The sequence below is a fragment of the Ignavibacteriota bacterium genome, assembly GCA_016707525.1.
Taxonomy (GTDB): Bacteria; Bacteroidota; Ignavibacteria; order UBA10030; family UBA6906; genus JAGDMK01.
On the sequence record JADJHP010000003.1, the window covers coordinates 408,693 to 433,457 of the forward strand.

Annotated in this window: 19 protein-coding genes; 3 read left to right on the plus strand and 16 right to left on the minus strand. The window is 60.8% G+C overall.

Annotated elements, in window-relative coordinates:
• Nucleotides 1-4: 4 nt before the first annotated feature.
• The gene (locus tag IPI01_07770; protein ID MBK7257686.1) at nt 5-1,348 is read right to left on the minus strand and encodes a hypothetical protein; all 1,344 of its coding nucleotides are present in this window, start codon (nt 1,346-1,348) and stop codon (nt 5-7) included.
• A gap of 282 nt (nt 1,349-1,630) precedes the next feature.
• On the opposite strand from IPI01_07770, the gene IPI01_07775 reads away from it, so the two are divergent.
• Nucleotides 1,631-2,095 (plus strand): hypothetical protein, encoded by a 465-nt coding sequence (locus IPI01_07775; protein MBK7257687.1) that lies wholly within the window; start codon nt 1,631-1,633, stop codon nt 2,093-2,095.
• 50 nt (nt 2,096-2,145) lie between these two features.
• Here IPI01_07775 and bglX read toward each other — a convergent pair whose 3' ends face one another.
• The 13 genes from bglX to IPI01_07840 all read right to left on the minus strand — a co-directional run bounded on the left by bglX (nt 2,146) and on the right by IPI01_07840 (nt 21,059).
• A complete protein-coding gene (gene bglX, locus IPI01_07780) occupies nt 2,146-4,380 on the minus strand; it encodes a beta-glucosidase BglX (protein MBK7257688.1) in 2,235 nt (744 codons plus the stop codon).
• Nucleotides 4,381-4,680: 300 nt separating this feature from the next.
• Nucleotides 4,681-5,055: a hypothetical protein gene (locus IPI01_07785; GenBank protein MBK7257689.1), complete on the minus strand. Its 375-nt coding sequence runs from the start codon at nt 5,053-5,055 to the stop codon at nt 4,681-4,683.
• A 211-nt stretch (nt 5,056-5,266) separates the two neighbouring features.
• Nucleotides 5,267-6,796 carry a family 16 glycosylhydrolase gene (locus IPI01_07790; GenBank protein MBK7257690.1) on the minus strand — a complete coding sequence of 510 codons (1,530 nt, stop codon included), beginning with the start codon at nt 6,794-6,796 and terminating at the stop codon, nt 5,267-5,269.
• Nucleotides 6,793-8,739, minus strand: a complete 1,947-nt coding sequence (locus IPI01_07795) for a tetratricopeptide repeat protein (GenBank protein MBK7257691.1) — start codon at nt 8,737-8,739, stop codon at nt 6,793-6,795. The genes IPI01_07790 and IPI01_07795 overlap by 4 nt, the downstream gene beginning before the upstream one ends.
• A complete protein-coding gene (locus tag IPI01_07800) occupies nt 8,736-10,193 on the minus strand; it encodes a sigma-54-dependent Fis family transcriptional regulator (protein MBK7257692.1) in 1,458 nt (485 codons plus the stop codon). The genes IPI01_07795 and IPI01_07800 overlap by 4 nt, the downstream gene beginning before the upstream one ends.
• Nucleotides 10,194-10,214: 21 nt before the next feature.
• Complete coding sequence (locus tag IPI01_07805) at nt 10,215-11,696, minus strand: sensor histidine kinase (protein ID MBK7257693.1); 1,482 nt, start codon at nt 11,694-11,696, stop codon at nt 10,215-10,217.
• A 28-nt stretch (nt 11,697-11,724) separates the two neighbouring features.
• Nucleotides 11,725-13,032, minus strand: coding sequence for an extracellular solute-binding protein (locus IPI01_07810; protein ID MBK7257694.1), 1,308 nt, complete (start codon nt 13,030-13,032; stop codon nt 11,725-11,727).
• A gap of 200 nt (nt 13,033-13,232) precedes the next feature.
• Nucleotides 13,233-14,531, minus strand: coding sequence for an NAD(P)-binding domain-containing protein (locus IPI01_07815; GenBank protein ID MBK7257695.1), 1,299 nt, complete (start codon nt 14,529-14,531; stop codon nt 13,233-13,235).
• Between the two features lie 8 nt (nt 14,532-14,539).
• Nucleotides 14,540-16,126: a hypothetical protein gene (locus IPI01_07820; protein MBK7257696.1), complete on the minus strand. Its 1,587-nt coding sequence runs from the start codon at nt 16,124-16,126 to the stop codon at nt 14,540-14,542.
• Nucleotides 16,123-16,764 (minus strand): hypothetical protein, encoded by a 642-nt coding sequence (locus IPI01_07825; GenBank protein MBK7257697.1) that lies wholly within the window; start codon nt 16,762-16,764, stop codon nt 16,123-16,125. Before IPI01_07825 ends, IPI01_07820 begins: the two co-directional genes overlap by 4 nt.
• A complete protein-coding gene (locus IPI01_07830) occupies nt 16,761-18,491 on the minus strand; it encodes a hypothetical protein (GenBank protein ID MBK7257698.1) in 1,731 nt (576 codons plus the stop codon). The genes IPI01_07825 and IPI01_07830 overlap by 4 nt, the downstream gene beginning before the upstream one ends.
• Nucleotides 18,492-18,529: 38 nt before the next feature.
• Nucleotides 18,530-20,185 carry a hypothetical protein gene (locus IPI01_07835; protein MBK7257699.1) on the minus strand — a complete coding sequence of 552 codons (1,656 nt, stop codon included), beginning with the start codon at nt 20,183-20,185 and terminating at the stop codon, nt 18,530-18,532.
• Between the two features lies 1 nt (nt 20,186).
• A complete protein-coding gene (locus IPI01_07840; protein MBK7257700.1) occupies nt 20,187-21,059 on the minus strand; it encodes a hypothetical protein in 873 nt (290 codons plus the stop codon).
• A 133-nt stretch (nt 21,060-21,192) separates the two neighbouring features.
• Here IPI01_07840 and IPI01_07845 point away from each other — a divergent pair, with 133 nt between their 5' ends.
• Nucleotides 21,193-21,909, plus strand: coding sequence for a queuosine precursor transporter (locus tag IPI01_07845; protein MBK7257701.1), 717 nt, complete (start codon nt 21,193-21,195; stop codon nt 21,907-21,909).
• A gap of 28 nt (nt 21,910-21,937) precedes the next feature.
• Nucleotides 21,938-22,372, plus strand: a complete 435-nt coding sequence (locus IPI01_07850) for a hypothetical protein (GenBank protein MBK7257702.1) — start codon at nt 21,938-21,940, stop codon at nt 22,370-22,372.
• A 5-nt stretch (nt 22,373-22,377) separates the two neighbouring features.
• On the opposite strand, the gene IPI01_07855 is transcribed toward IPI01_07850, so the two are convergent.
• Together IPI01_07855 and IPI01_07860 are read right to left on the minus strand one after the other, a co-directional pair.
• Nucleotides 22,378-24,192 (minus strand): HAMP domain-containing protein, encoded by a 1,815-nt coding sequence (locus tag IPI01_07855; GenBank protein ID MBK7257703.1) that lies wholly within the window; start codon nt 24,190-24,192, stop codon nt 22,378-22,380.
• Nucleotides 24,189-24,731, minus strand: a complete 543-nt coding sequence (locus IPI01_07860; protein ID MBK7257704.1) for a DUF4154 domain-containing protein — start codon at nt 24,729-24,731, stop codon at nt 24,189-24,191. Before IPI01_07860 ends, IPI01_07855 begins: the two co-directional genes overlap by 4 nt.
• Between the last annotated feature and the right edge of the window lie 34 nt (nt 24,732-24,765).

Consider the following 24,765-nt stretch of genomic DNA (forward strand, 5'->3'; position numbering starts at 1 on the left):
ATCGTCAGAATTTGTATTGCATGCGAACCGTGAGGACATTGTCGCGTACATCGTTCGTATACGGAAAGAGCGACGATGATGTGGCGAGCGAAGCCGCGTCGAGGTGTGCGTTCGCAATGAACTCGTAGTAGAGCACCACCTTGACGTTGTCATCAAGATAGTGGATATAGCCAAGGCCGAGGGTCCGGAACGGAATGTCCGCGACCGTCAGATTCGTTCCGGTACGGAAGTCCGTGGTGCTGACCTCCGTGTTCGGATTCAGGGCATCGTATTTTACGACGATCTGGTCCTGAGAACCAAAGTTCTGGACGAGGTAGACATAGTATCCTGTGAAGGAGCGCTTCGCAACATCCCCGGAGATCGCGGCCTGCAGGCTGGCATTGCTGGAAAGGGTCCCGGGCTGTTTCCCCATCACGACCTCCCCGCGCAGGATCGTTCCCCCGAACGCGAACACGTTCAGATACAATTGTGCATCAGCGCCGATATACGTGCGGGCAACCCCGCTGCTGAGATTGGACGCCGTGCTGTCCACCACGAACCGCTTTGCCCCATTGGCGGCATCGGCGATGCCGTACACGAATTTCGAGGCAGACCGCACATTCCCGAAATACCCCGAGAGCCCGAGGTCAAGCTCGGCGTTCTGCTCTTCGAAGGGGATCTGATAGCTGAGATGTCCGACGAGATCCTTGAAGTTGTCGACCTCATTCGCATTGGGCCCGACCCCGTTGAAGAGCCCGACCTCGGCACGGAATCCGGTCAGCGGACCGATCTGCGGAGCGTAGAAGACCTTAGCGCCGAGATCGCGTTCTCCGGGGAAGAGGGTCTGGAACAGGCGCGACCGTTCAGGGGTCTCCCGGTTGCTCGACGAGAGCGAGATCTCGTATCCAAAGGGCCTGTCGAAGACACCCGCCTGGACACCGAAACTCCGGATCCAGGGCTCGGTCACGGAGATGTAGGCGTCCTTCAGGGTGACCCCGGTATTGATGAAGTCTGCCTGGATGACGAATTGCGTCAGCACGTTGTCGTAGGTGAACTTCAATCTTCCGCGGCGCACCTGGAACAGGTTCTTGGCGTTCGCCGGGAATGCCCCACCGGAGAAATTGCCAACGGTCCACGGCGCATTGATCATGTCCGTGGTGCGGAACTGGGTCTGCATGTATCCTGTGATCTTGATCTTCCGGAGCGCGTCAATGTATCCTTTGTACTCCGTGAACGTCTCCGACATGTTCTCCAGCGCCACCCGCACCTCTTCCACATCCTCATTTTTGGAGGTTTCCTGGGCAAACGCCGGAAGCGTGGAAACCGCAAGAACGAGTGAGCAGAGCCCGATCATCACCCGATGGTTCATCCGCATGGTCCTTTGTGCAAGGGGCACTCCGCCCCGGTATGTAGAACAGTAAATTATGCACAAAAGTAGGAAACGACTGTTATCTGAATGTTACCTCAGTGTTACCAAATTGTTAGCATCCTCCACCTCCAATGAGCCCGGGGCAAGGAGGCGCGAGCGACACCCCCGACCTTGCTGGGCGCCTCAGGAAGTGGATCCGAACACCGTGACGCTGCAACGGGTGCAAAGCCGTATTGCTTCTGCAAGGAAGGATTCATAGGTTGGGGAAAAGAGGACAATAAGGTGAAAGCACACTCACGCAATATGACCATATTTGGCCTTTTCATCGGGCTTTTGGGCTCGGTCGCGGGTTGCGCGGCCCCATTCCAGGGTATCAAATACCGTGCGCAGGCTCCCTCTGTAGAAGAGGCCTTCCGGACCCTCAGTCTGGCGATCACTGTCGACGGGTATCAGGTAGAACATGTGGACCCGGCAGGGTTCACATTGGAATCGGGTTGGAGAACCCTGAAGAGGAATGAGTTGTCCGCGGCGGATACATCCGAAGGGAATGCCGCACCCGAAGGCCGAATCGTGCTGAAGCTGGTGAGGCGGGGTGCGCTCTATGACGTCCTGCTCACGCCGTTGATACGCACGAAGACCGTGGGAAATGAAGCCGCCGCATGTATTCCTCCCACGCACCCGCTGCGCATCAAATGGGAGAAGGCGATCACGCGATTGATCGAACGCGAGTCCCGCGACGAGGATTGACCGCGCGCAGCCGTCCGGATATCACCGGAGGATGCTGCGACCTGACATCTTCATTTCGCCACCACTTCACAATGTGCGGCAAGGTCTGCAGCGGCGTTCGAGCCAACGAACACCGTGAAGGTGCCGGGTTCGACACGCCTCTTCATATCCGCGCCTGTGTACGCGAGATCCGACACCGGGATCGCCAGGGCCACCGTAGCGGATGCACCTGCAGCGAGGTGGACACGTTTGAACGCCTTCAATTCGCGGACCGGGCGGGTCAGAGTGCCCACATCATCACGGACGTATACCTGGACCACCTCATCACCATCACGCGTGCCGGTATTCCTGACGGTCACACGCACACGCAACGAATCCGCCGGATGGAGTGTCGCAGCGTCGATCACCAGATCGGAATATCCGAACGTGGTGTAGGTCAAACCGTACCCGAAAGGATACAATGGAGTCGACGGAATGTCAAGGTACCGGGATGTATAGTGGGACGTGTCGTTGAATGGCCGTCCGGTATTCTTATGGTTATAGTAGAGGGGAACCTGGCCGGTGACGCGTGGGAAGGTTACCGGGAGGCGTCCCGTGGGGGCATAGGTACCGAAGAGCACATCGGCGATGGCATGACCTGTCTCGTGTCCGAGGTGCCAGGATTCCACGATCGCGGGGAGATTGGCCGCCTCCCAGCTGATGGCGAGCGGGCGGCCATTCATGAGTACCAGCACGATCGGCGTCCCGGTCGCCTGCACCGCTTTCACCAGGTCAAGCTGGTTACCGGGGAGCCCAATGAAAGAGCGGCAGCATGCTTCGCCGCTCATCTCATTGGACTCACCCATCACCATCACCACCACATCCGCTTTGCGTGCGACGTTCACGGCTGCCGCGAATCCCGTGGTATCGGCATCATCGATGCCACATCCACGGGCATACATGATCAGAGAACCCGCAGCCGCCTCCTGAATACCCTCCAGTACCGTCACGACATTATTCGTGTCCGTGGGACCGGGCCATGTACCGACGGGGTCACGCTTGTTCTGTGCAAGCGGTCCGATCACCGCGATCGCGCCTGCCTTCAGCGACAACGGGAGGAGGCTGTTCTCGTTCTTCAACAGGACGATCGAACTCCGGGCAATGGTCCGCGCGGCCGCAATATGTGACGGATGGCGCAGCATCCCGTTCTCCCGTTCCACCGAGGTTCCGCGGTACGGGTCCGAAAACAGCCCGAGGCGGAACTTGATACGGAGGACGCGGCGGACCGATTCATCGATCGTGGCAACAGACACGCGCTTCTGCTTCACGAGTGAAGCGAGGCTGTCGCGGTAGGCGCGCGCCTCCATGTCCATATCGACGCCCGCATTGATGGCGCGCTCAGCCGCCTGCCCCGGATCGGCCGCGAAGCCGTGCGGGATGAGTTCCCCGATCGAGCCCCAATCGCTCACCACGAAGCCGTCAAACTTCCATTCCTCGCGAAGGACCTTCGTCATGAGGAAGCGGCTCCCCGAGCTGGCAACACCGTTGATCTCGTTGAACGAAGCCATGAAGGTCCCCGCACCGGCATCCAATGCCGCCTTGAACGGCGGAAGGTAGACATCGCGGAGGGTCTGTTCGGACATATCCACCGTATTGTAGTCGCGCCCGCCTTCCGCGGCGCCATAGGCCGCATAATGCTTCACGCAGGCGACAAGTGACATGGGGTCATCGAGCCGCGTACCTTGAAACCCCCTGACGCGCGCGGCGGCCATGACCGAGCCGAGATAGGTATCTTCTCCCGACCCTTCGGCGATCCGTCCCCACCGCGGATCGCGCGCGATATCGACCATCGGCGCGAAGGTCCAATGGATGCCTGCCGATGCCGCTTCGGTAGCGCTGATGCGGGCCGACAACTCCACAGCCGCCGGGTCCCATGACGCCGCCTCGGCGAGCGGGATCGGGAAGGTCGTCTTGAATCCGTGGATCACATCGAGCCCGAAGATCAACGGGATGCGGGCACGCGATTCTTCGACAGCAATGCGCTGCAGTTCCCGTGTAGCTGCTGCCCCTGTGACATTCAGGAGGGATCCGGTGCCGCCGGACCTGATGAGAGAGCGCTGTTCCTGGTTGATGATCTGCTCACCCTTGGGTCCTGTGCTCCAGCCGCCACTATACTGCACCAGCTGGCCGATCTTCTCCTGCAGGGTGAGTCCGGCGAGAATGGAATCGATCGCATATTCCACACCCCGGACCGCACCGGGGCGAACAGGAGTGCGCTTCTGCGCAACCGCAGTGTGCAGGACCAGAAGTCCTGCCACGAAGAGAATGAAAGGCCGGAAAAGTTTCACGTTCGTTGATGATCCGTCAGTGGTGATGTGTTCCGCTCCGTGCCATCACCCCATATGATGGTCCGGAGGGAGGATTTGATCAGAACCCCCTCAAAATGCAGATCTTCCAGGTGGTATTCAAGCATCCAAAACTCGCGCAGCAGTGGCCGGCCGAAGGGGCGATCGGGCCAACGGTCTGCTGTCCCACGCCGACCGAGAGGGACTCTTCCGACTCAGTGCGGCCGATGAACCTGCACCCGCCGCGAATCGAGGGGCAACCGTCGAACGGCCTGCCGAACTTCACGCATGTGTCGATCGCCACGGCCTCGGCTCTCGTCTTCCATTTGCATTCATAGACGGGCTTCGGAAAGATCGGGATGATTCACAGGCCTCCACGACGATCCGGACATTCCAGGCAACGCCGGAACTGTTCCACACACTGATCGTGACATCGACAATTCCGCCGGTGCTTTTCGAGATCGCTTCAGCCCGCACACCACTGAAGCGCGCCGGGAAGTCCGGATAGACGTCGTGGATGTTACCTGTGAAACTTGTGGCACCGTCGAACGCGACAGGCGCCAGCGTCGCCGGAATGCGCGCGACCTGTGCAGCCGAAGGCGGAACGAACCCGACAATGAGAACCGTCGCAAGAAGCAAACGGCGACATCGCTTCATGCAGAAGGATCCTGACGCAATGCTTGATCACGTGAGACGGGAAGACGGAGAGGCATCCGGAGAGAGGGGTGTGCCTGTGCCGTGCACGGATATACTTGCACGGACTGTGCCATATTTGAAACTGCAGAAAATAGTCGGCAAAGGGTGCTTCCCAGGGGACACGGCACCCTTCATTATCAAACTGATAACACGACGGTTATCAGAGGGGATACTATTTCATGATGAGAGACCCGCCCTCCCTCTCGATCAGAAGCCCTGAGAGCGTTGTCGAGTCCACCGATGCCGTGAACGTCAGATCGAGCATGTTATCCGTCAGCACCACGCCGGCAGCCTCAACGGCCACCTGCTGGTCCCTGACACCCGCACTCTTGAAAAGGTCAAGATCAGAGAATGCCAACCGTCCTTCGGCGAAGCCGCGGAAGACGCGTTTGCCAGCCTCGCCATACCTATCTTCGACAAAGAACATTGTCACCCTGTACCGTCCATTCGGTACACGCACGTGATATCCCGAGATCCCTCTGAGCGTGGACCTCGTCATCCCGGGTTCCATCGCATTGTCGATAGCTGTGCCGGACGGAATGGCGATACGCACTCCGCCAACCGATCCGTAAAGCTTCACCGCGGTCCATGAGGAATCCGGAAGATATGCACCGGCACCATCACCGCCGACATCGATCCGGATCGGGAGCGTGCGTGGCATGACGACCCGGAATGAGTTTACCGGCATGGCATTCGCGGGCGTGGCGAGGTCCTTGATGTTCTGTGTGAAGAGCATGAACGGGGAGGCCAGGTCCATGCCGGACACGGCGACATCCACCGTCCTGCCGTCGGCCCGGAGCGCAGCACTCTTGAATGTGAGAGCGGAACCGCCGAAATAGTTGGATGCTGTTTGCGCGGTCACCGGGTCCACGGGCTCCGAGAACCGGACGACGATCGTCGAGTCGTATCCCCATGCCCCGACCGGGAACGGAGCCTGCGCATCGCCCGTCGGGATGGTGCCACGGAACCCGCTGGCGATGTTGCTGGTGAGGCACAGGATCAGGTGCCCATCCCTGAGCACGGCGTTCTCGGCAACGAATTGTGCGTTGTTCCCGTCCCAGGTGTGGGTGGCCTTCTGCCAGCGCCCCCCATCGAAGGACGTGAAGTCATCGGTCCACTCCAGCGTAAAATCATCATTGCTGCCAGGCGTATACCTGTAGTACTTCACCCAGTCGTAGTATGCATACACCGGCAGCTGTGCCGCGGAGAATGGGCCGGCCCAGTCAACATAGTTCGGCTGCCAGATATTCATCATGAGCTTTTGCGCTTTGGTCAGAAGGCCGATGTGTGTGCCGGTCTGCCGGCATACCTCATCTCCGTCGATGCGCCACGCAACGTACGCAGGTGTCCAATCGATCGTATACGTATGGAAACCGGCATGGGGATCGAACTGCACCATCTGCCGCTCCACGTGGTTGTCTGCCTGCGTTGGGACGATGGTATTGTACTGTACTTCGTTCGTGTAGCGCCCCATATTCTCGATGTCGATCTCATTCCATGGCGATGCAGGATCGTAGTAGGTGAAGAAGGAGGAGAGCATGCCGGAGACACCGGCGGTGCGCATCCGCACTTCGAACCGGCCGTAGGTCATGGTCGCAATGGTCCTGTACTCGGCCCCTCGATAGGGCTTCTGGGCGGCACATTCCTGCCAGGCCATGACAACGGTAAGAAAGAGGGCACCTGCGAGCAGGCGGGTTCTCATTGTTGTATCCCTTCCAATCGTGCAAGAAGAATGCGCGCTGGCTCGAACGATGGCAGGTCCGTGAGGAGTGATCGCAGGACCCGTTTGGCTTCGTCCGGCCGGCCATCATCGGCGAGCAAGCCGGCGAGATGGTACCGCGCATTCGCCCGCTCATCGCGTGAGAACTCCGGGGCCTGTACCGCCGTTGTCAGGGCGTCGATGGCACCACGCGTATCGCCACTCTGCATGCGGGCCAGCCCGAGTTCGTAGAGCAACATCCCCTGCTGCCGTGAACGGTGGGCCGCCTGTTCCAGAGCCTCCGCACAGAGGTCCCACCGCGTCTGCTGACGGTATGTCTCCGCCATCATCCGATACGGCCAGGGATCGGCCGGCACGAACAGCGCGATGGCTTCACATTCGCGGCGTGCCGCCTCCCAATGCTTCCGGTGCATCCATGACAGTGCCATGTCTGCATGCGCGCGCGACCACACGCCATGAGTGCGCACGTACTCCATGGCGATACGGGCACACGCGCTGTCCTCATGTGCCAGTGCTGTATCGGGTGTGACCGTCTCCGGTGTGAACGGCCAACGGCGCATGGTCGGGCTGACCTTCGCGAGCCCGATCGCACGATCAAGGGGCGTCACCCCGTACGGGTCCTGACGCAACCTGAATCCCGGTGCCGGTGCAGGGAGCAGGTGCATACGCTGGATGCCCACAGAGAACGCCACAGCGAGCATATAATACCCGCGGGCATCCGGATGGAGGTGGTCACAGATCCACTCACGCCCGATGGTACGGGCCGGCGAACGCGCGGAGAGGATGTCCTCGAGATCCACCAGCCACGCCCCTTTCTCTTTCGCCACCGCAGCGATGATCTCATTCGCCCCGGTGGACGCCCGGAAGCGCATCTGGTCGTGATCGCGCGCATCCAGAAACCTCTTCCGTGCTCCATTGCTGTCGCCGGCCGCAAAGAGAAGGCGTGCTGAGCCGTACAGCGCATCGGCATTGGTGGGATCGATCGCCAGCACATCAGCGTATCCCCGCGCAGCGCGCGTGGCATCGCCGCTCTTCAACGCTTTATCGCCCGCCTGCAGCAGCTCGCGAACGCGCGCCGGGGAGTCACCTCCGGTGCCTGCAAAGGGAGGAAGGTCACGATCATTGCTGACCACTGTAGAGAACAGGACCGGGACCTTGCGCGCCGCACATGCATCGGCGATCCTGCCCAGGTTCTTCCGAAAGGCCTCCATTGTAGCAAGGTACTGTGGCGAACCAAGGGCGATATTCTGATCCCCGACGACGCGCTGCATCAGGGCATCGGCCGGGGTACTGTCGGGCGGCTCCGGCCGGAGCGCGTCGATGGTGCGGCGGATCATTTGCCCGACATGAGTTTTCTGGACCGCAAGCGACGCCCTGACGAGCAGGTCGTTATTCCCGCGGGAGAGCGCTGATGCACTTCCATACGCGCCGTAGAACTCATCGTGGCCGGCATAGACGAGCACGAGATCCGGCCCGGCTTCAAGCAACTCCGGGAGCATGTCCACGATCACATAGCTGCTGATCGCTGACATCCCGGCATTGAGTACTTCGATCTTTCTGTCGGGATATGCTTCCGTGAGAATGCGCCCCAGTTGCCACGGGAATGGGACCTGGCAATCGTACGGGAACCCGGCAGTCGACGACTCACCGAGGCAGAGGATGCGGAATGTGGTGGAGGTCTTGGACTTCGGGAAGACCTCAGGCGCGAGCATCGGGACGGCTGTCTGGCGGTCCGAAAAGTAGCGGCGGCCCGCATGGATGTTGAATTCGATGGTCTGCCCGGACGTACCCGGCACTTCAACGATCACCGGTTCCGGCGCCCAGATCCCCGCCACACGGAAGATGATTTCGGCAAGCCCGATCAGCAACAGAGGGGTAACAATGAGGATGCCACGGAAAAGGTTCTGACGGTTGCGGGTGGTCATTTGATGCCCAGTTCCTTGCACATGCGATGATAGTTGGGGGGGGCGAGGCCAAGGCGCTTGGCTGCCTCGGCGTCGGATTGCGACTGCTGACGGACGAACAGCAGGTACCGCTCACGGAATACGCGCTCCATCTCGCGGAGCGACGGAAGGTCACCTGTCCCGCCGAAATCGATGAGCAGCCCGTCGCTCGTGTGCGACACCTGCCCGTGGGGGCCGAGGGCCTCACGCACGTCGTACTCCGTGATCACGTTCTCCACGCGGAGCAACAGCCGCTGGATCACATTCATCAGTTCCCGGACGTTGCCGGGCCAGGTGTATGCCTGGAGCAGGCGAAGCCCTTCCGCGCTCAGCCCGGGGACTTGACGCCCCATATCCACCGCGTACGACTGCAGGAAGTGGTGGAGCAAGGCGACAGTGTCCTCCGGACGTTCACGAAGCGAAGGGACGTAGACCGGCAGCACGTTCAACCGGAAGAAGAGATCCTCGCGGAACCGCCTCTCTTCCACCTCGATGCGCAGGTCTTTGTTGGAGGCGGCGATGATCCGCACATCGACCGCTACGCGGCCCGTGCGTCCGATCTTCTCGATCTCTCCCTCCTGCAGTACGCGCAGGAGCTTGACCTGGGCTGCAAGCGGCAGTTCGCTCACTTCATCGAGGAAGAGCGATCCCCCACTCGCCGTTTCGAACAACCCCGCTTTTGTGGTGTTGGCACCGGTGAACGCGCCCTTGACATATCCGAACAACTCGCTTTCCACCAGTTCATGGGGAATGCTGCCGCAGTTCACCGCCACGAAATTCTCGAGCTTCCGCCGGCTGCGATAATGGATGTTCGTCGCCACCAGCTCCTTGCCTGTGCCCGACGAGCCGGTGATGAGCACGCTCGCATCGCTCCGCGCACACCGGTCCACCTCCTCGACAAGGGTCCGGAGCATCGTGGAGGTGCCGATCATGGTCTTCTGCCCCAGGATCGCCTCGACGTTGCGCATCAGTTTGCGGTTGCTTATTTGCTGCTGGCGTTCGAGGCGGCACTTATTCGCCGCATTCAGGATGCTCAGCACAAAGTCGGTGGGTTGATAGATGTGCGCCTCGATATCGCCCGGGTATTTGGTGCAGTACCAGAATGCCCCGGCGGTCATGAGCCGGTTCGCGAACTCCACATCGGCCACGTTCACGGTCATCTTGGTCACCACGATCACCTGCACCGACGGATCGTTCGTCTTGATCGCGGTGATGAGACGCTCCCCCATGAGTCCACCCGCGATCTGGAAATCCATGATCACAACATCGAACGCGCCCGGATGCGCGCGGAGCAGCTCCAGCGCCGTGTAGCCATCCGACACCAGGTCGTCGCATTGGATCAGGTGGGCATACGGCCTGAGCGTATTGTGCACCCTCCGGACGTCGTACTCTTCGTCCTCGATGAGCAATGTGCGGATGCGTGTCGGGGTAGTCACTCGTGGTCTCCTGCTCTGCTGTCATGCCGTGAAGGTGAAGGTGAACGCGCATCCGCCGCCGGCCAGATTCCCGGCTTCGAGCGACCATCCGCAGCGCTGGCGGGCGATCTCATAGGCGAGATAGCAGCCATACCCCGCGTGCTCCGATTCGCCGGTCCCTTTGGTGCTGCTCTGCTCCCGGAAGATCCTGGGGACCCCCTGGTCGTCGCGTTCCAGCAACCAGGGTTCGATCCCCCTGCCGTCATCGGCGATCCGGATCGTCCCTGTACCGCTCGCGGCATCAAAGGACGTGCTGATGGTGACGACGATCGACGCGGCATCCGCATGCTCGATGGAATTCTGGATGATAGGTTCTATCACCTCCCACACCACATATTCATTGATATGCACCGGAGGCAACGCGGGGTCCAGAACAAAGTCGAATTTCACCCGATCCCTGCTGTGCGCGATCCGCAGGAAGACGTTCTGCACAAGGAAACGAATGACTTCATTCACGTCCGTGTGGAAGATCGGGCTCCGGATGGTCTGCAGGGGTGGATCGAACCACTTCATGTCGTAGATCACGCGCGCCACGAAGTTCGAATAGCGCGTCACCCGGTACTTCACTCCCTCCATCGTCCCGGCGGTCAGGTTCCGGAGGTCCTCTTTGATGAACCCCATGATCTTTTCCGCCTTGTGGTGCGTGTGGTAGATGCGCTTGGTGAACAGCAGCTCTTTCTCGTGATGGATCTGCTCGGCGAGATGCTCCTTCTCCTTTTGAAAGAGCTGGGCCTGGGCTTCGTTGCGCTGGCGGAGCGTGTACGAGGAGACGTAGAACATGGCCAGCAACCCGAAGAGGATAAGGGCGGAGAATGTCAGGGCGATCTCGTCGTAATTGGTGATGATCTCGCGGGACAGGAAGCTGAAGTCGGGAGTGTTCTTCATGTACACAGCGCCGGTGAACTCTCCGCGCACAACGAATGGCACATAGACATGAAAGGTCTGCTTCCCTTCGACGATCGCCCGGATCTGCTCACTGCTCCTGAACTCCTGCTCGTGCTCCCGGTAGAGCGCGATGGCAGCATGGTGATCGATCGCGGTCGAGGGCAGTTCCCGCCTGCCGAGGAACATATACTCGTAGAGGGTATGACCGTCATCGATCGCGGCAAGGCTGCCCTGGACCGGAACAATGACGCAGACCTCGCGGACGTTCTGATTGAGGAGTTGCTGGCTGAGGATGATATTCAAGCCCTGGATGATCCGGCGGCCCTCTCGCGACCCCGGATCTGCTTCGCCACCATACCCCTCGAGTTGCAGCTCCAGCGATGTTGCGGTGAGGTTCGCAAGGCGTTCGGCGGAATCCTGCTGGTACCATTCCTGGGTGTGCCCGAGAAACTTTGCCACCGAGGTCTTATGGAGGATAGAGACAACCAGTTGGAAGATCAGAAGGACAATGAACAGCACAGTCACGTGTTTCAGATCGAACTGGTAGGCTCGCAGATGACCCGCCATGCCCGCCCGCATCGTTTCGCTGCTCATGACCCGGCCCTTCTCACTGCATCGCGCCCGCGGCGCGGATCTGTGTATTCATGTCGTGGAGAGCGCTGTCAATGCTGATCTCACCCTTCACCGCGCGATTGGCAGCACGTGACACGATGTCCGACAACTTGGTGTATTCCATAAGTGCCGGACGGTGGAACCCGTTGCCGATCAACCCGGCATAGTACTGCAGGATCGGATGACGCTGCATGTAGGCGGGATCGGTATACACCTCCATATTCGTCGGGATGTAGCCGCCCACTTCGAACAGGATCTTCTGCATGTCCACGCGCTGAAAAAAGCGTGCCAGCTCCACCGCCTCCTTTTTGCGTGCGCTGAAGCGCGAGACCATGAAGTTCCATCCTCCGAACACACTCACCGGCCGGCGCCCTGTGAAATGTGGCAACGGAGCGCGCTGCACAAGGTCCAGCTTCAGCGTGTCCGCGTACCAGCGGCGATATTTTTCCAGGAAGTTCGGCCATCCGCGCACCGCAACGCCGTTGCGTTCCAGCATGTGCGTGTAGCTCTGGATCTCGTCGAACTCGCAGACCTCCCGGGGGCTGATGCCGTCCACGGCAGCAAAATCCACAAGCATTCCCAACGCCCGGCGTGGCTCGGGACGTTCAAAATCGATGGGCCGGCGCGTGAAGAACCGGTCGTCCTGACCGGCGATCAATTCAAAGAAGTTGCATGTCAACCCTTCATAATCGTTCGCCTGGAAGAAGTAGAACGGCCAACCCCTTGCTCTCGCATCGCGGCCAACCGCCCGGAATTCGTCCCAGGTGAGCGACGCGCGCAGCCTGGCCTCGAACGCGGGGTCGGGCCGTAGCCGACGCATGAGGTCCGCCCGATAGTACAGCAGTCCGATGTCGATGTACATCGGAATGGCCATCAAACGGCCATCAAAGAAACATGATTCCTGTGCCTGGGGAAGAACGGCCGAACGGTCATCCGCAGAGATGAGACTGTCCAGAGGCTCGCACCAACGCGAGAATCGAGCCACCCAGATGTGGTCCACGGTGAAGATGTCCAGCCGGTCACTCTTATTCCTCAGCGAGCGGGCCAACAATTCCTTCCGTTCATTGGTGCTGAACTTCTCGAACGGCAGGTTGACAGGAACCACTTCGACACGGCCTTGATGCAGCGCATTGAACCGGTCGATGACGCTCTGGTGCGCCGGCGAGATGTTATCGGCATAGTAGACGCGGACAATGCCATCCGTTTCGTCCCCACCGACACTCACGCGATCGAACACAACGAGCGCAACGATCGCCAGGACAAGCGTTAGTGCAACGGAAATGGAAATGACATGTGCACGCATGAGGGACCATGATCGTGGGACGGATCATGGAATGTATTGAGAATGCCGCTGAGATTCAACGATGCGGAGGGACTGCCCTGCGGGATGTACTGGTGCGGAATGGCTGCAGATCCATGGGCCGTCTTCAGAAGCATGACGCTGCTGAGATGATGGGCTTCCCGATCAGATATCTGAATTCAGCTCTCTGCTGCCTGCATGCATCACGCGTCCTGCATCTGGAACCCGACGCCGATCTCTTTCAGGAATGCGAACGGCAGCTCACCACCGGCAAAGATGAACACGTAGTCGTTCCGTACTGTCTCCTCACTTCCGGCTATCTCGAGGCGGACCTGCTCCGGCAGGATCTCGCGCACACCGGAGTTCCACACCAGACGGACCAGGCTGCGGCTGACGGCCTCATCGATCGCTTTCTTGTTCCGGTCTTTGATGCGTGAAAAGGCCTCGCGACGATAGGACAGCGTGACACGGTTCCTTGCCCGGAGGGACAACCCCACCGCGGCTTCCACGGCGCTGTCTCCCCCGCCCACCACGAGGATGTCGCTTCCTTCATACGAACTGGCATCCAGAAGGCGATACATCACCTTTCCCTGCTCCTCACCCGTCACGCCGAGTTTGCGGGGCGTGCCACGTCGCCCGAGCGCCAGCACGACGTACCTGGTCCGGTATGATCCTACGGGCGTTCGCACTTCGTAGCCGCCAGGATCGCCGGCTACCGCGAGCACCTTCTCATTCGTATGCACATTCAACTTCGTTTTCTGCAGGATCCGCTCCCAGAGCGACAGGAGTTCCTCTTTGGAGACCTCGGAGAATTTCACCTTCCCCCAGAGCGGCAGTTCGAACGGGGATGTGAGGACGATCTTCCGCCGGGGATAGTGCAGAATGGTCCCGCCGATGGTCTCCTGTTCCAGCGCGACATAGCGGAGGCCTGCTTCCTGCGCCGCGAGAGAGGCCGTCAGGCCCGCGGGACCAGCGCCGACGACCACCACATCATACATGTCGCCGCTTGCCCGGGTCGGATCGGCCGCGATCTCCCCGACGACCCGCACGCCCTGGGAGACCGCATTGCGGATGAGCCCGATGCCGCCCAGTTCACCCGCGACAAAGATCCCCGGCCGCGTGGTCTCCATCCGGTCATTCAGGACGGGAAGCTCCGCATTGCGGCCCGGAGGGGCGAACACGAGGTTGATCCCGCCTACCGGACAGGCGTCGGCGCACCGGCCATGGCCGACACATTTGGCCCCATGAAGGAGGACGGCGGTTCCTTCGACGATCCCCAGAACATTCTCCTCGGGGCAGGCCATGACACAATTCCCGCAGCCGATACACTGGAGCGCATCGATGCGCGGATGCATCCCGCCCGCAACATCGAGGCCGGTCATCTTCAGCTCGCGCATCCGGTTCTTCGCGTCCGTTTCCTTCCGGCGCTGGCGCCGGTAATACGGGATCACCGAAACGGCAATGATCGCGAATGCTATCGCAATGGTCAGAAGTGATTCCACGGTGCTCCTTAGAGTCGGAACCCCAACTCGGCAATGATCCTCTGAAGGGGACGGTCATTCTCCCAGACCTGGTCGAACCCGCCGAACAGGTACCACCGTGAACCGAGGATCATCTGCAGCATGAGACTCGCCGTCGTTGTCGTCTGCTTCTCTTTTGATCGGAACAGCGTGTACGCATACTGCTCCGCACTCAAGGTCAGCGATGATCCCGACGGGAACGAATAGTCGATGTTCCCTGAGAAGTTCGTACCATCCGCATACGTCCCCTTGATGGTCGCACCCATCAATCCCAGACTCGCCCCCGTCTGCAGAATATTCCCCATCCTGAATGTGCCAATGATCGTCCGCGATGTCCGGAGATCCGCGATCCGTGGGCGTACGTTGATCCGTCCGCCGATCTGGATGCGCGCCGGCAGGCGGATCATCATTCCGCCGCGGATCCCCTGCCGGACGGTATTGTCCATAATGGTATCGGACCGGACGTTCATGGATTCAAGATAGTACACCATACGTGTGGCATCGTATCCGCCATCCAGCGTAAGCCAGTCGGTGGGAGACACGGAGATATTCACGAACGTGTTCGTCAAACGTGGTTTGCTCGTCCGGGCAGCGCCGTCGAGGCCGACGATGTCGATCTCCGTGGACTGATACAGGAAGAACGCCGACCCGAGCCGCATGCTGCTCTGCAGGTACATGAAATCCCGGTCCAGTTTTCCCCGGTACATCAGGCGACCGTAGGCAAGCGTGACGTCCCCACCACCATTCCCCGCACTCGGCCATCCATAGTTCACGAACAGAGCCGCCTTCTGACGGTAGGTATCGATGCCCGAGTTGGCATAGTCCGGCTGGAACCCGCCGAGGATGCCGGTCGTGAACCTTCCGGAACGCACGAAGGCCTCCACACCATCGAGAGGTCCGAGACCCGCCGCATACCGGGGCGTCACGCGGCCGAGGCCGAATCCTGCTCCATTGCCCGCCGGCTCGAGCCGGAAGGCGGCATCATAGATCCGGACATTCGTGCGCGTCCGTGAGAAATTCAGTTGTGAGGCATCCGCAAGCTCACGCGACACTCTCCCGTGCAGGGAGAAGGAGATCCGGGATCCAAAGAGTGCAGGCATCGACAGGTTCGCCATCAGGGTCGGCAACGAGGTCGTGAACCCCTCGGCGGAGCGCATGCCGAAATATTGCAGCGCGATGCGCCCGGTGACAAGCGGCGGTGACAGCGCGGCACCGGACTCGCCCCGGCCTTTCGGGCCCTGCGTCACGACGGGTTCAGGGCGGCGCCAGAGCCGGGCCGTCACGCTGTCGCCGACCGCCACAGCACGCGCGCCACCTTCCAGGGGAACCATCGACGAACGTGCCGAGACCGCAGCAACCACGCCCCGCCCGATCGCCTTGCCCGATTTCTCGAACGTGATCGTATCGCCGACCGCAAGGCGTTGTTCCCTGCCTGCGCCGACGTACGCCGCGGCGCCGGAGACATACGTCACCGCGGCACGCACGTTCACGATCGTCGCTTGACGTTGTGCGTGCCCGACCCCGCCCAGCACACACACAATACCGCATACGCCTATGAAGCGCCAGATGCCGGTCACTCACGCCCCCGCGGATGGCAGTTATAGCACGCCGCACTGCTGTAACTATACCTTGTATTGCCACGATGCTTGGAATCCATCGAACTCTGTGCATGCTCATGGCACCCGATGCATGAGAAGACCCGGATGTCGGATGCCGACGTATGACAATCCGCGCACGACGTCCACCGTCCCGGCCGGTGGACCGCCGTCGCCGAGATCGGGAAGGATGGTTCGTGGTCGAATGTCGAAGGTGTCCAACCCGATGACGAGTGGCAGGTTTCGCAGGTCGTCGGGAAACCCGACGTCGTGTGATTCGGGTTTGTCGATGCGTTGTAGTCCTGCTGGTGACACGACACGCAGGTGGAAGGCAGTCCCTTGTAGACATTGTTGACGTGGCACTGGGCGCAGGCCACGCCCACATGCCGCCCGTTCAACGCAAAGCCGGTCTGCGAGTGATTGAAACTTCCGGCCCAGTTGGCCGCACCCGTGCCGTGGCACGTCACGCAATCGGTCGCGAACCCCGATGCCTGATGTGGCGGATTCTTGGTTCCATTGAAATCCGTTGCGTGGCACGAGTAGCAATCGGCCGGCAGCCCCTTGAAAACATTGTTCTTGTGGCACTGGAGGCACGGCACCGCAGCATGGGAACCGTTCAACGGGAAGCCGGTACTTGCGTGATCGAATTTCCCGCCCCATGTCGTCGAGGACGCCGAATGGCACTGGATGCAGTCCGTCCCCAGGCCCGAGACCTGGTGCGGCGGGGTCGTCGTTGCGGCATAGTCGGCGGCATGACACGAATAGCAGTTCGCGCCGGCAGCCCCTTGAAGACATTGTTCTTGTGGCAGGTCATGCACTGTACCGTGACATGCGCACCGGTCAACGGGAACAGCGTGGCAGAGTGATCGAATTTCCCGCCCCAGGTGGTCGCCGAGCCCGAATGGCACAGATTACAATCCGTGCTCAACCCGGATGTCCGATGCGGAGGATTCGTCGTGGCCGTATACTCGGCGCTATGGCACGAGTAGCAGTCCGACGGTAGCCCCTTGTACACATTGTTCTTGTGGCAGTCGACGCACGGCACCGCCGCATGGGAGCCTGCCAGGTTGAACCCGGTCGTGGCGTGGTCAAACTTCGACACCCACGCCGAGGATGTCGTCGTATGACACTGCGCGCAATCCGTCCCGAACCCGGCAGCCTGATGAGGCGGATTCTTCGTTGCCGTGAAGTCCGCCGCATGACATGCATTGCAGGTAGTAGCAAGACCTTTGAAGACATTGTTCTTGTGACATGCCATACACTGGACCGTCGCATGCAGCCCGGTCAGGGGGAATGCCGTCGTGGCATGATCGAATTTCCCGCCCCACACCGACGAAGATGCCGAATGGCATTGGATGCAATCCGTGCTCAGGCCCGAGGCCAGATGCGGCGGATTCTTCGTTGCATTATAGTCATTGGCATGACACGAGAAGCAGGTTGATGGCAGACCCTTGTAGACGTTGTTCTTGTGGCAGTCGGCGCACGGCACCGCCATGTGCGATCCGACCAGCGGGAAGGCGGTCGCCGCGTGATCGAACTTCGCCGTCCAGGTGGAAGAAGACGCGGCGTGACACTGGGCACAATCCGTACCGAACCCTGCCGACTGATGCGGCGGCTTGGTCGTGCGTGTGTATTCGCCCGTGTGGCACGAGGCGCAGTGTGACGGCAGGCCTTTGAAGGTGTTGTTCTTGTGGCACTGGGCACAGGCAACAGCGGCATGGGAACCCACCAGCGGGAACCCGGTCGTGGTGTGATCGAACTTCCCTCCCCAGGCCGCCGCCGACACCGAGTGGCACGTTTCGCACGTGGTGTTGATACCGGACGCACGGTGCGCCGGCGCCGTCGTGGCATCATAGTCGTTGCGGTGACAGCTATAGCAGTCGATCGGGGCGCCGGCGTACGTATGCTTCTGCTCGTTGGTGTGGCATGCCTGGCACTGTGCACGGCGGTGGGCGCCGAGCAAGGCGAATCTGGTGGAGACGTGCCGCTGGGGCATATCCGGGACCAGCCAGGATTCCGATGAATGGCATCGCTCGCAGTTCGGGCCCAACTCATTACGATGGACATCCGTGTGACACGTACCGCAACGATCCGTCGCCTCCGAGAACTTCAATGTTGCATGGCACTGCCTGCAGGCCACCTGCGCGTGCTGCCCAACCAGCGGGAACCCCGTCTGGGAATGTTTGAACTTCACACCCGGTGTCAGGACCTTCCAGGAATCGGTGTCATGGCACTGATCGCACGCGACGGAGAGTTTGCCGTGCGGCGAATCCTGCGCGTGCACGGCAATGGCCGTGAGACAGATCCCCGCGATGGCAAGGATGAACTTCACGATGACTGATCGCATGATGCCCTCCGCATGCTTGTCTTCCCCTGTCCTCACACTCATAATGGCCCCACATTCTTACCGTGACAATCCACACATTGGTGTGACGTACCTGCGAACCGCCATTGCGCCAGTGGTGCATCCTTGCCACCCGGGCCATGGCACAGGGAACAGGTCACCCCGACGTGTTTCCCCGTCAGCGGAAACGGCGTGCGCTCGTGACCGAACTGCACCTCGTTCCATGACCGGGGAGAATGGCACTCGATGCACCCTTTCTGCACGATGCGGTCGAACTGGCCGCGGTGAACGTCCTTATGACACTCTTTGCACGCCGGCATCTGGTCCCAGTGGAAACGCCTCACGGACCTTCCGTTGATGCTCGTGCGTGTGTGACATTCTGCGCAGGCGACCGCCGCATGTGATCCGATGAGCGGAAATCCGGAGGCCCGGTGATCGGCAACGGTGTAGGCAGGAGGGATGAACGCCCGCTCGGTGTGGCACCGTTCACACGCCGTGCGCCCTGCAGCCGTCGTGAACTGCTTTTCATGTGTGTCCAGATGGCAATCATCGCATTCGTAGCGCGTCTGGCGCTGTGACAGCGAAGCCTTTATCGACTGCTGGGGGGCATTACCGTGGCACTTCGCGCATTGTGCGGCCTTGTGGGCATCCCGCAACGCGAACCGGGTTTCACCATGATCGAACGTCATTGCCTTCCCATCCTTCCAACCACTCTCCACATGACATTCCTCGCAACGCTTCGTCGTACCATCCGGCACGAACTTGCCGCGGTGAGGATCGGCGTGACAGTCCACGCACTTCCCGAACTCTTTGATCACGAACCGCGCACTCCCGGTCTCCCGGCCTCGATGACACCGCTCACAGAGAGTTGTCGCGTGCTTTCCCCGCAACGGAAAACGGGTCGTACTATGATCGAAATGCGCTGCAACACCCGAGCTCCAACCGGCGGTCGAATGACAGCTCTCGCACGACTTCTTGAATTTTCCTGCGTGCGGGTCCTTGTGACACGACGAGCACGAGGCGAACTTCAGTCCGGTATACGCGATCACCCCACCGGGAGAAGGGGCGCGATGGCATTTGCTGCACTCCACTTTCTCATGCCGGCCTGTGAGTGCGAACCGTGTCCGATCGTGGGAGAATCCCGTCGGAGGTTTCCAGCTCTCCTGGCCGTGACATGTGGTGCAGGCCTTGGTGAACTGGCCTCCGTGATGATCCTTGTGGCAACTCAGGCATTCTCTCCCGAGGCCGAGGAACGTCCCCGCTTTCATTCTGGCGGTATTGCTCCGGATGCGTTCCTCACGGACATTGGACGGCCGGTGACACGCGACGCAGGCGTTGCGCGCGTGCTTCCCCGTCAGGGTGAACCCTGCTCTCTCGTGATCGAAATGCGTCGTATCGAACCGTACGATGCTGAACCCCCGTCCGTGGTGTTCCTTGTGGCATTCCACGCACTTGTGGGAGCGGAGGCCCCCATGGAGGCCGGCACGGCGCGACATCCGGTCCGCGATGTCCGTATGACAGCCGAGACATTTCTCATTGTCGATGTTCTTGCCGAGGCTGTGGCATGTCGTGCATTTGTCCATGCCTTCCAGGGATGCGTGCGCGGTCGACAGCTCGCCCGGAGAGATCTGAGCCCGGACGGACGCGGTGGACAGAACGACCACGACGCAAAGAAAGCCCCCGAACAGAGTTCTCATGTCACCATATCCACCAATAGCCGAACGCCACAGCCACCCCAACGTGAAGGAAAAGGATCACGAACATCACGATCGTGAACGGGAGATGGATCACATGCCAGAGATGGAAGATCCGGCGCGACTGTTCGAGCATCTCCACCCGTCGCCGGAGGACCGAGCGCCGCAGCGCGAGATGGGAGAGCCGTGCAAGGAGCTGGCCGGAGATGCGCGACCGCTCTAGTTCCTGGCGGAATATGCGGAGCTGGCGGCGGCGGTGCAGATCGAAGGTGAGACCATCCAGCAGGACACCCAGCATCCCGGTGTGCCGCTTGCTTTCGCGTGAATGTACCGTAGCCTCCATCCGGTCCAGATCTGCCTGCGACAGGCCGCTCGTTTCCAGAAGGGTCTGACGCAGTGCCTCACTCTCACGCGTCATCTCTCCTTCGGTCATTTCCTGCCCCTGCATCGTCTTTGGGATCTGAATGTAGAGATAACGCCCGATGACGCCGCTGGCAACGACGGCAAGCATGCTCCAGACGCTCACAGCCACGAGGCCGCCAAACTTGAAGGTCGTATGGTATATGATGAGGGAAGGGCCGAGCAGGCAGAGGAAGATGTGGACCGACAGGTATGTCCGGATGGGGCCGGCATTCCTGAGGAACGACAGGCGCTTTCGTGAGGCGTACATCCCCACGCCGCTCATGATCATCAGCGATCCAACGATCCCGTACCCGTGGCTTTCCACGCCCGAGGGCTTGAGTTCTTCATAGTGCGGGTGGAACGGACGCTCGGCTTCGGGGGTTGTGTAGTAGTCACAGCCCCGCAAGCCGATCGCAAGCGGGATCAGCAGGCCAAGTGCAACAAGAACGACAACGAACAGGACGTGGGCTCTCACCGGATACCTTATTGTGCTCGACGACGATGCAATCAATCGATTTGCTTCGTGAAAATCAATAAATCGGCACGCCTAACTTCAGATTAGTCAGAGAATTAGTATCTTACAGCATTCACTCTAGGGCCGATACCGTATGGACAAGCGCGTCATCCTTTTCACCGTTCTCAGTGCCATTTTTCTGACGGCGCTCATCCTCGCCGAAACCACGGGTGGCAAATTGATCCAGATGGCCCTTGGTAACGGCATCGTGTTCACGCTGACGATGGGGGTTATCCCCTTTCCGATCACGTTCATCGTCACCGACATCATCAACGAGTACTACGGGCGCACAGGCATCCGTTTCATCACCCTCCTCGGGATGGTGATGGTCCTGTTCGCGCTCGTGCTCCTCCAGGTCGAGATGGCGATCCCGGCTGCCGCCATCTCTCCGGTGCCCGATGTCGCCTTCAATACCGTGTTCGGCGTTTCCGCACGGATCATCCTCGGGTCGCTGACCGCCTACGTCATTGGCCAGTTCGTGGACATCGCCGTCTTCCACGAGATCCGGAAGCGCACGAAGGGCTCGATGCTCTGGTTGCGCGCTACAGGCTCGACCGTCGTCTCACAACTCATCGATTCGTTCGTCGTGCTGTTCATCGCATTCTACGGCCCGTTGTCCGCGAGCCAGATTTTTTCGATCGGCCTCACCAATTATCTCTATAAATTCGCGATCGCGATCGCCATCACTCCACTGCTCTATCTCGTTCACGCGGGTGTCGACCGATACCTCGGGCACGAACTGTCAGCGGCAATGGCGAAAGACGCACACCCCGCGCCTTCCGGGCAGCAGCAACGGCCCGGGAATGCGTGATCTGCCACATCTGAATGGTGCCTGCATCATGACACGTATGATCCCGATGCTTCTTCTGGGAGCACTCCTCACCGGATGCGCTTCCTCATTCCAGCCCGTGACGGACTCCCTCCGTGCCTCTACCGACCTCTCCACGGCGGTCCTCCACGTCCCGAACACCATCAGGTTCCGGTCCCTCAACACGCTGGTGCCGATCGACACCACGACCCCGTTCCGGAACGATGGCCATCTGTATCTTGTCCTGGCGAAAAGCGATACCGGCCGCATCGCTGCACAGGGGCCCACGTGGCTCCTCGTTGATTTCGGCAGGGGCATCACCCTTCGCTTCGACCGTGCCAGCACGGGCGACTACCAGATGCCCGGGTGGGGGACGATCTCCGTGCACGGGGAGCGCTTCGACATGCAGCTCGGCATGCTCAGCGGCAAGGAGATCCCACTGCTCGTGGAACCCCTTCACCCCTGACCGCTTCAACGAAGCCGGAACCTGATCACAAAAGCCGTCCCCCCGGTCCGGTCCAGCGCCAGGGTGCCATGGACCTGCTTCGTCAGGCTCGTTACGAGCGTCAATCCCATCGTCGGTACCGCTTCCGGATCGAGGGAGGCCGGCAACCCCACGCCGTCGTCGCGCACCATGAATTCCGCGAACTCATCATTGAAGGGGTGGAGGGAGATGATGATGTGTCCCTTCTCCCTCCCCTGGAACGCGTGTTTCAGGGCGTTCGAGATGAGTTCGTTCACGATCAGCCCGCACGGCACCGCAACGTCGATGCCGATCGACACATGATCGCTCTCCACCTCATAGGTGATCCCGGGGCGGGTCACCAACCGCATGAGTTGTCCCGCAAGCCGTGAGATATAGTCGCCGAAGTCGATCCCCGCCAGATCCCCCGCGCTGTACAACTGCTCATGCACCATTGCCATGGAGCGGATGCGATTCTGGCTCTCGATCAATGCCTCACGGAGGACCGGATCAACGAACTCCTGCGCCTGCAGGGAGAGCAGGCTGTTGATGACCTGCAGGTTGTTCTTCACGCGATGATGGACCTCTTTCAACAGGACGTCTTTCTCACGGAGCGACTGTGTGAGGCCCTTCTCGGCATTCTTGATCGCCGTGACGTCGGTCGTGACGCAGAGCACGCACACCGAGGTGGTCCGCGAGAAAGTGAACGGGATCTTGATGGAATGCAACGTGCGCTCGGAGCCGTCGGCCGCCACGGCACTGGACTCCGGAACGAACCGTGGTACGCCGGACCGCAACACCTCCTGGTCTTCGGCGCGGTAGCGCGACACTTCCGCGTCAGTCAGGCCGAGTGCAGATTCGTCCGCGCCCTGGATCTCTTCGACGGTCTTCCCGTAGAACTCCGCGAAGGCGGCATTCACCATCAGGAAGCGTCCGTTCGCGTCCTTGACGAAGATAAGGTTCGGGACGAGGTCGATGATCTGGCGCTGGCGCTCCTCGCTGATACGCAGTGCTTCTTCCGTCCGGCGATGCTCGATCACTTCGGCTTCCAACTCACCGGTGCGGACGGCCACGCGATCTTCCAGGTCGCGATTCACCTCGCCCAGTTCATGCTGCGCGGCCGTCAGGCGGTCCAGCATGGCGTTGAATGCCTCAGCGAGTTCGCCGACCTCACCTCCCGGTCCCACCGGTGCGCGCACCGTGAGATTCCCTTCGCGCACCGCATGCGCAGCGCCGGCCATCGTTTCCAGGTGGGAGGTCACGACGCCGCTGACGCCGATGACGAGCATAAGCTCCACAAGGAGCACCCCGAAGATCACCAATGCCGTCTCGCTTCGTATGCGGGCTCCTTCCTGCCGGATGGCCTCCCGTGAAAAGCCCATGTGGAGGGTGCCGATCACCTCATCATGATGGATGATCGCTGTTTGGGTCTGCCAGATCCGGCCCCTGTCCATCTCCCGCCCATCGAGCGGTGTATGCCTGTAGTCACAGCGCTCGGCGTCCGCCTTGCCCACGGAGCCCCGCACCACTCCCTTCTGGTCGGTGACGACGGCGTAGACCAGGTCGGGACTCAACTGCGCCGTGCGGAGTCCCGTGGCGATCTGTTCGGAATCCGAGAACACGAGGGCGGGAAGCACGCTCGCCGCGGTCATGGTGCTGACGACACGGGCCTTTGCGATGAGCGCCCGCGTCCCCTGCTGCTCGATGCTCGCCGGGATGAATACCAGGAAGAAGCCTGAGATCAGCAGGAACACCACTGCCGTCGGGATGACGAATCGCCACCGCAACGGGAGGCGCCGGAGCAGGGACGGGGTCAGGTTCATTCGCCGATGACCTCCGCGATATGGAGGACGCGGGAACTCAGATCGAGACCGGCGCGCCGCGCCGCGGGCAGATTCACGAGGATGGCCGCCCTTCCGCCCCTGCGGGCGACGCCGAGCGGGATGCCTTCGTTGACATAGTCCGCAACCCCGGTGAATGCAGGGATCTGCTGTGCCGAGCAGATGTCGCAGAGGGATTGAAGATCGACCGAACGCAACGGGGCAACGTACAGAATGCGCACTTTCTTCTCACGCAACAGTTGTTCCGTTGCAGCACGCCCCTCCCATGGGATCCGGACGATCTGTGCCGGGCCTGCAGAGGCCCACTCGGCATGCGAGAGAAGCTCCTCCACCTCGTCCGCCGCACTCGCGGAGGCCCGGTACCGTTCCTGGTACAGAATGCCAATGGTCAGGCCGGCGCTCGCCCTTCCATCCATGGCGCGGTCAAAGGAGAACAACCGCACCATCAGCTCCACCTGAACATCGAGCGGGACGCTCATCTCCTGCGCCGCCACGGTCATGGCGGCGGCCAGGCCGGCCATGAGGAGCGCTCCGGCTCCCACACGGCACAGCCGG

Bases quoted from the DNA above. Each gene is read 5' to 3' on its own strand.
- IPI01_07770 (MBK7257686.1), bottom strand. From the start codon at position 1,348: ATGAACCATCGGGTGATGATCGGGCTCTGCTCACTCGTTCTTGCGGTT.
- IPI01_07785 (MBK7257689.1), bottom strand. From the start codon at position 5,055: ATGAAGCGATGTCGCCGTTTGCTTCTTGCGACGGTTCTCATTGTCGGG.
- IPI01_07790 (MBK7257690.1), bottom strand. From the start codon at position 6,796: ATGAGAACCCGCCTGCTCGCAGGTGCCCTCTTTCTTACCGTTGTCATG.
- IPI01_07795 (MBK7257691.1), bottom strand. From the start codon at position 8,739: ATGACCACCCGCAACCGTCAGAACCTTTTCCGTGGCATCCTCATTGTT.
- IPI01_07805 (MBK7257693.1), bottom strand. From the start codon at position 11,696: ATGCGGGCGGGCATGGCGGGTCATCTGCGAGCCTACCAGTTCGATCTG.
- IPI01_07810 (MBK7257694.1), bottom strand. From the start codon at position 13,032: ATGCGTGCACATGTCATTTCCATTTCCGTTGCACTAACGCTTGTCCTG.
- IPI01_07830 (MBK7257698.1), bottom strand. From the start codon at position 18,491: ATGCGATCAGTCATCGTGAAGTTCATCCTTGCCATCGCGGGGATCTGT.
- IPI01_07835 (MBK7257699.1), bottom strand. From the start codon at position 20,185: ATGAGAACTCTGTTCGGGGGCTTTCTTTGCGTCGTGGTCGTTCTGTCC.
- IPI01_07845 (MBK7257701.1), top strand. From the start codon at position 21,193: ATGGACAAGCGCGTCATCCTTTTCACCGTTCTCAGTGCCATTTTTCTG.
- IPI01_07850 (MBK7257702.1), top strand. From the start codon at position 21,938: ATGACACGTATGATCCCGATGCTTCTTCTGGGAGCACTCCTCACCGGA.
- IPI01_07855 (MBK7257703.1), bottom strand. From the start codon at position 24,192: ATGAACCTGACCCCGTCCCTGCTCCGGCGCCTCCCGTTGCGGTGGCGA.
- IPI01_07860 (MBK7257704.1), bottom strand. From the start codon at position 24,731: ATGGCCGGCCTGGCCGCCGCCATGACCGTGGCGGCGCAGGAGATGAGC.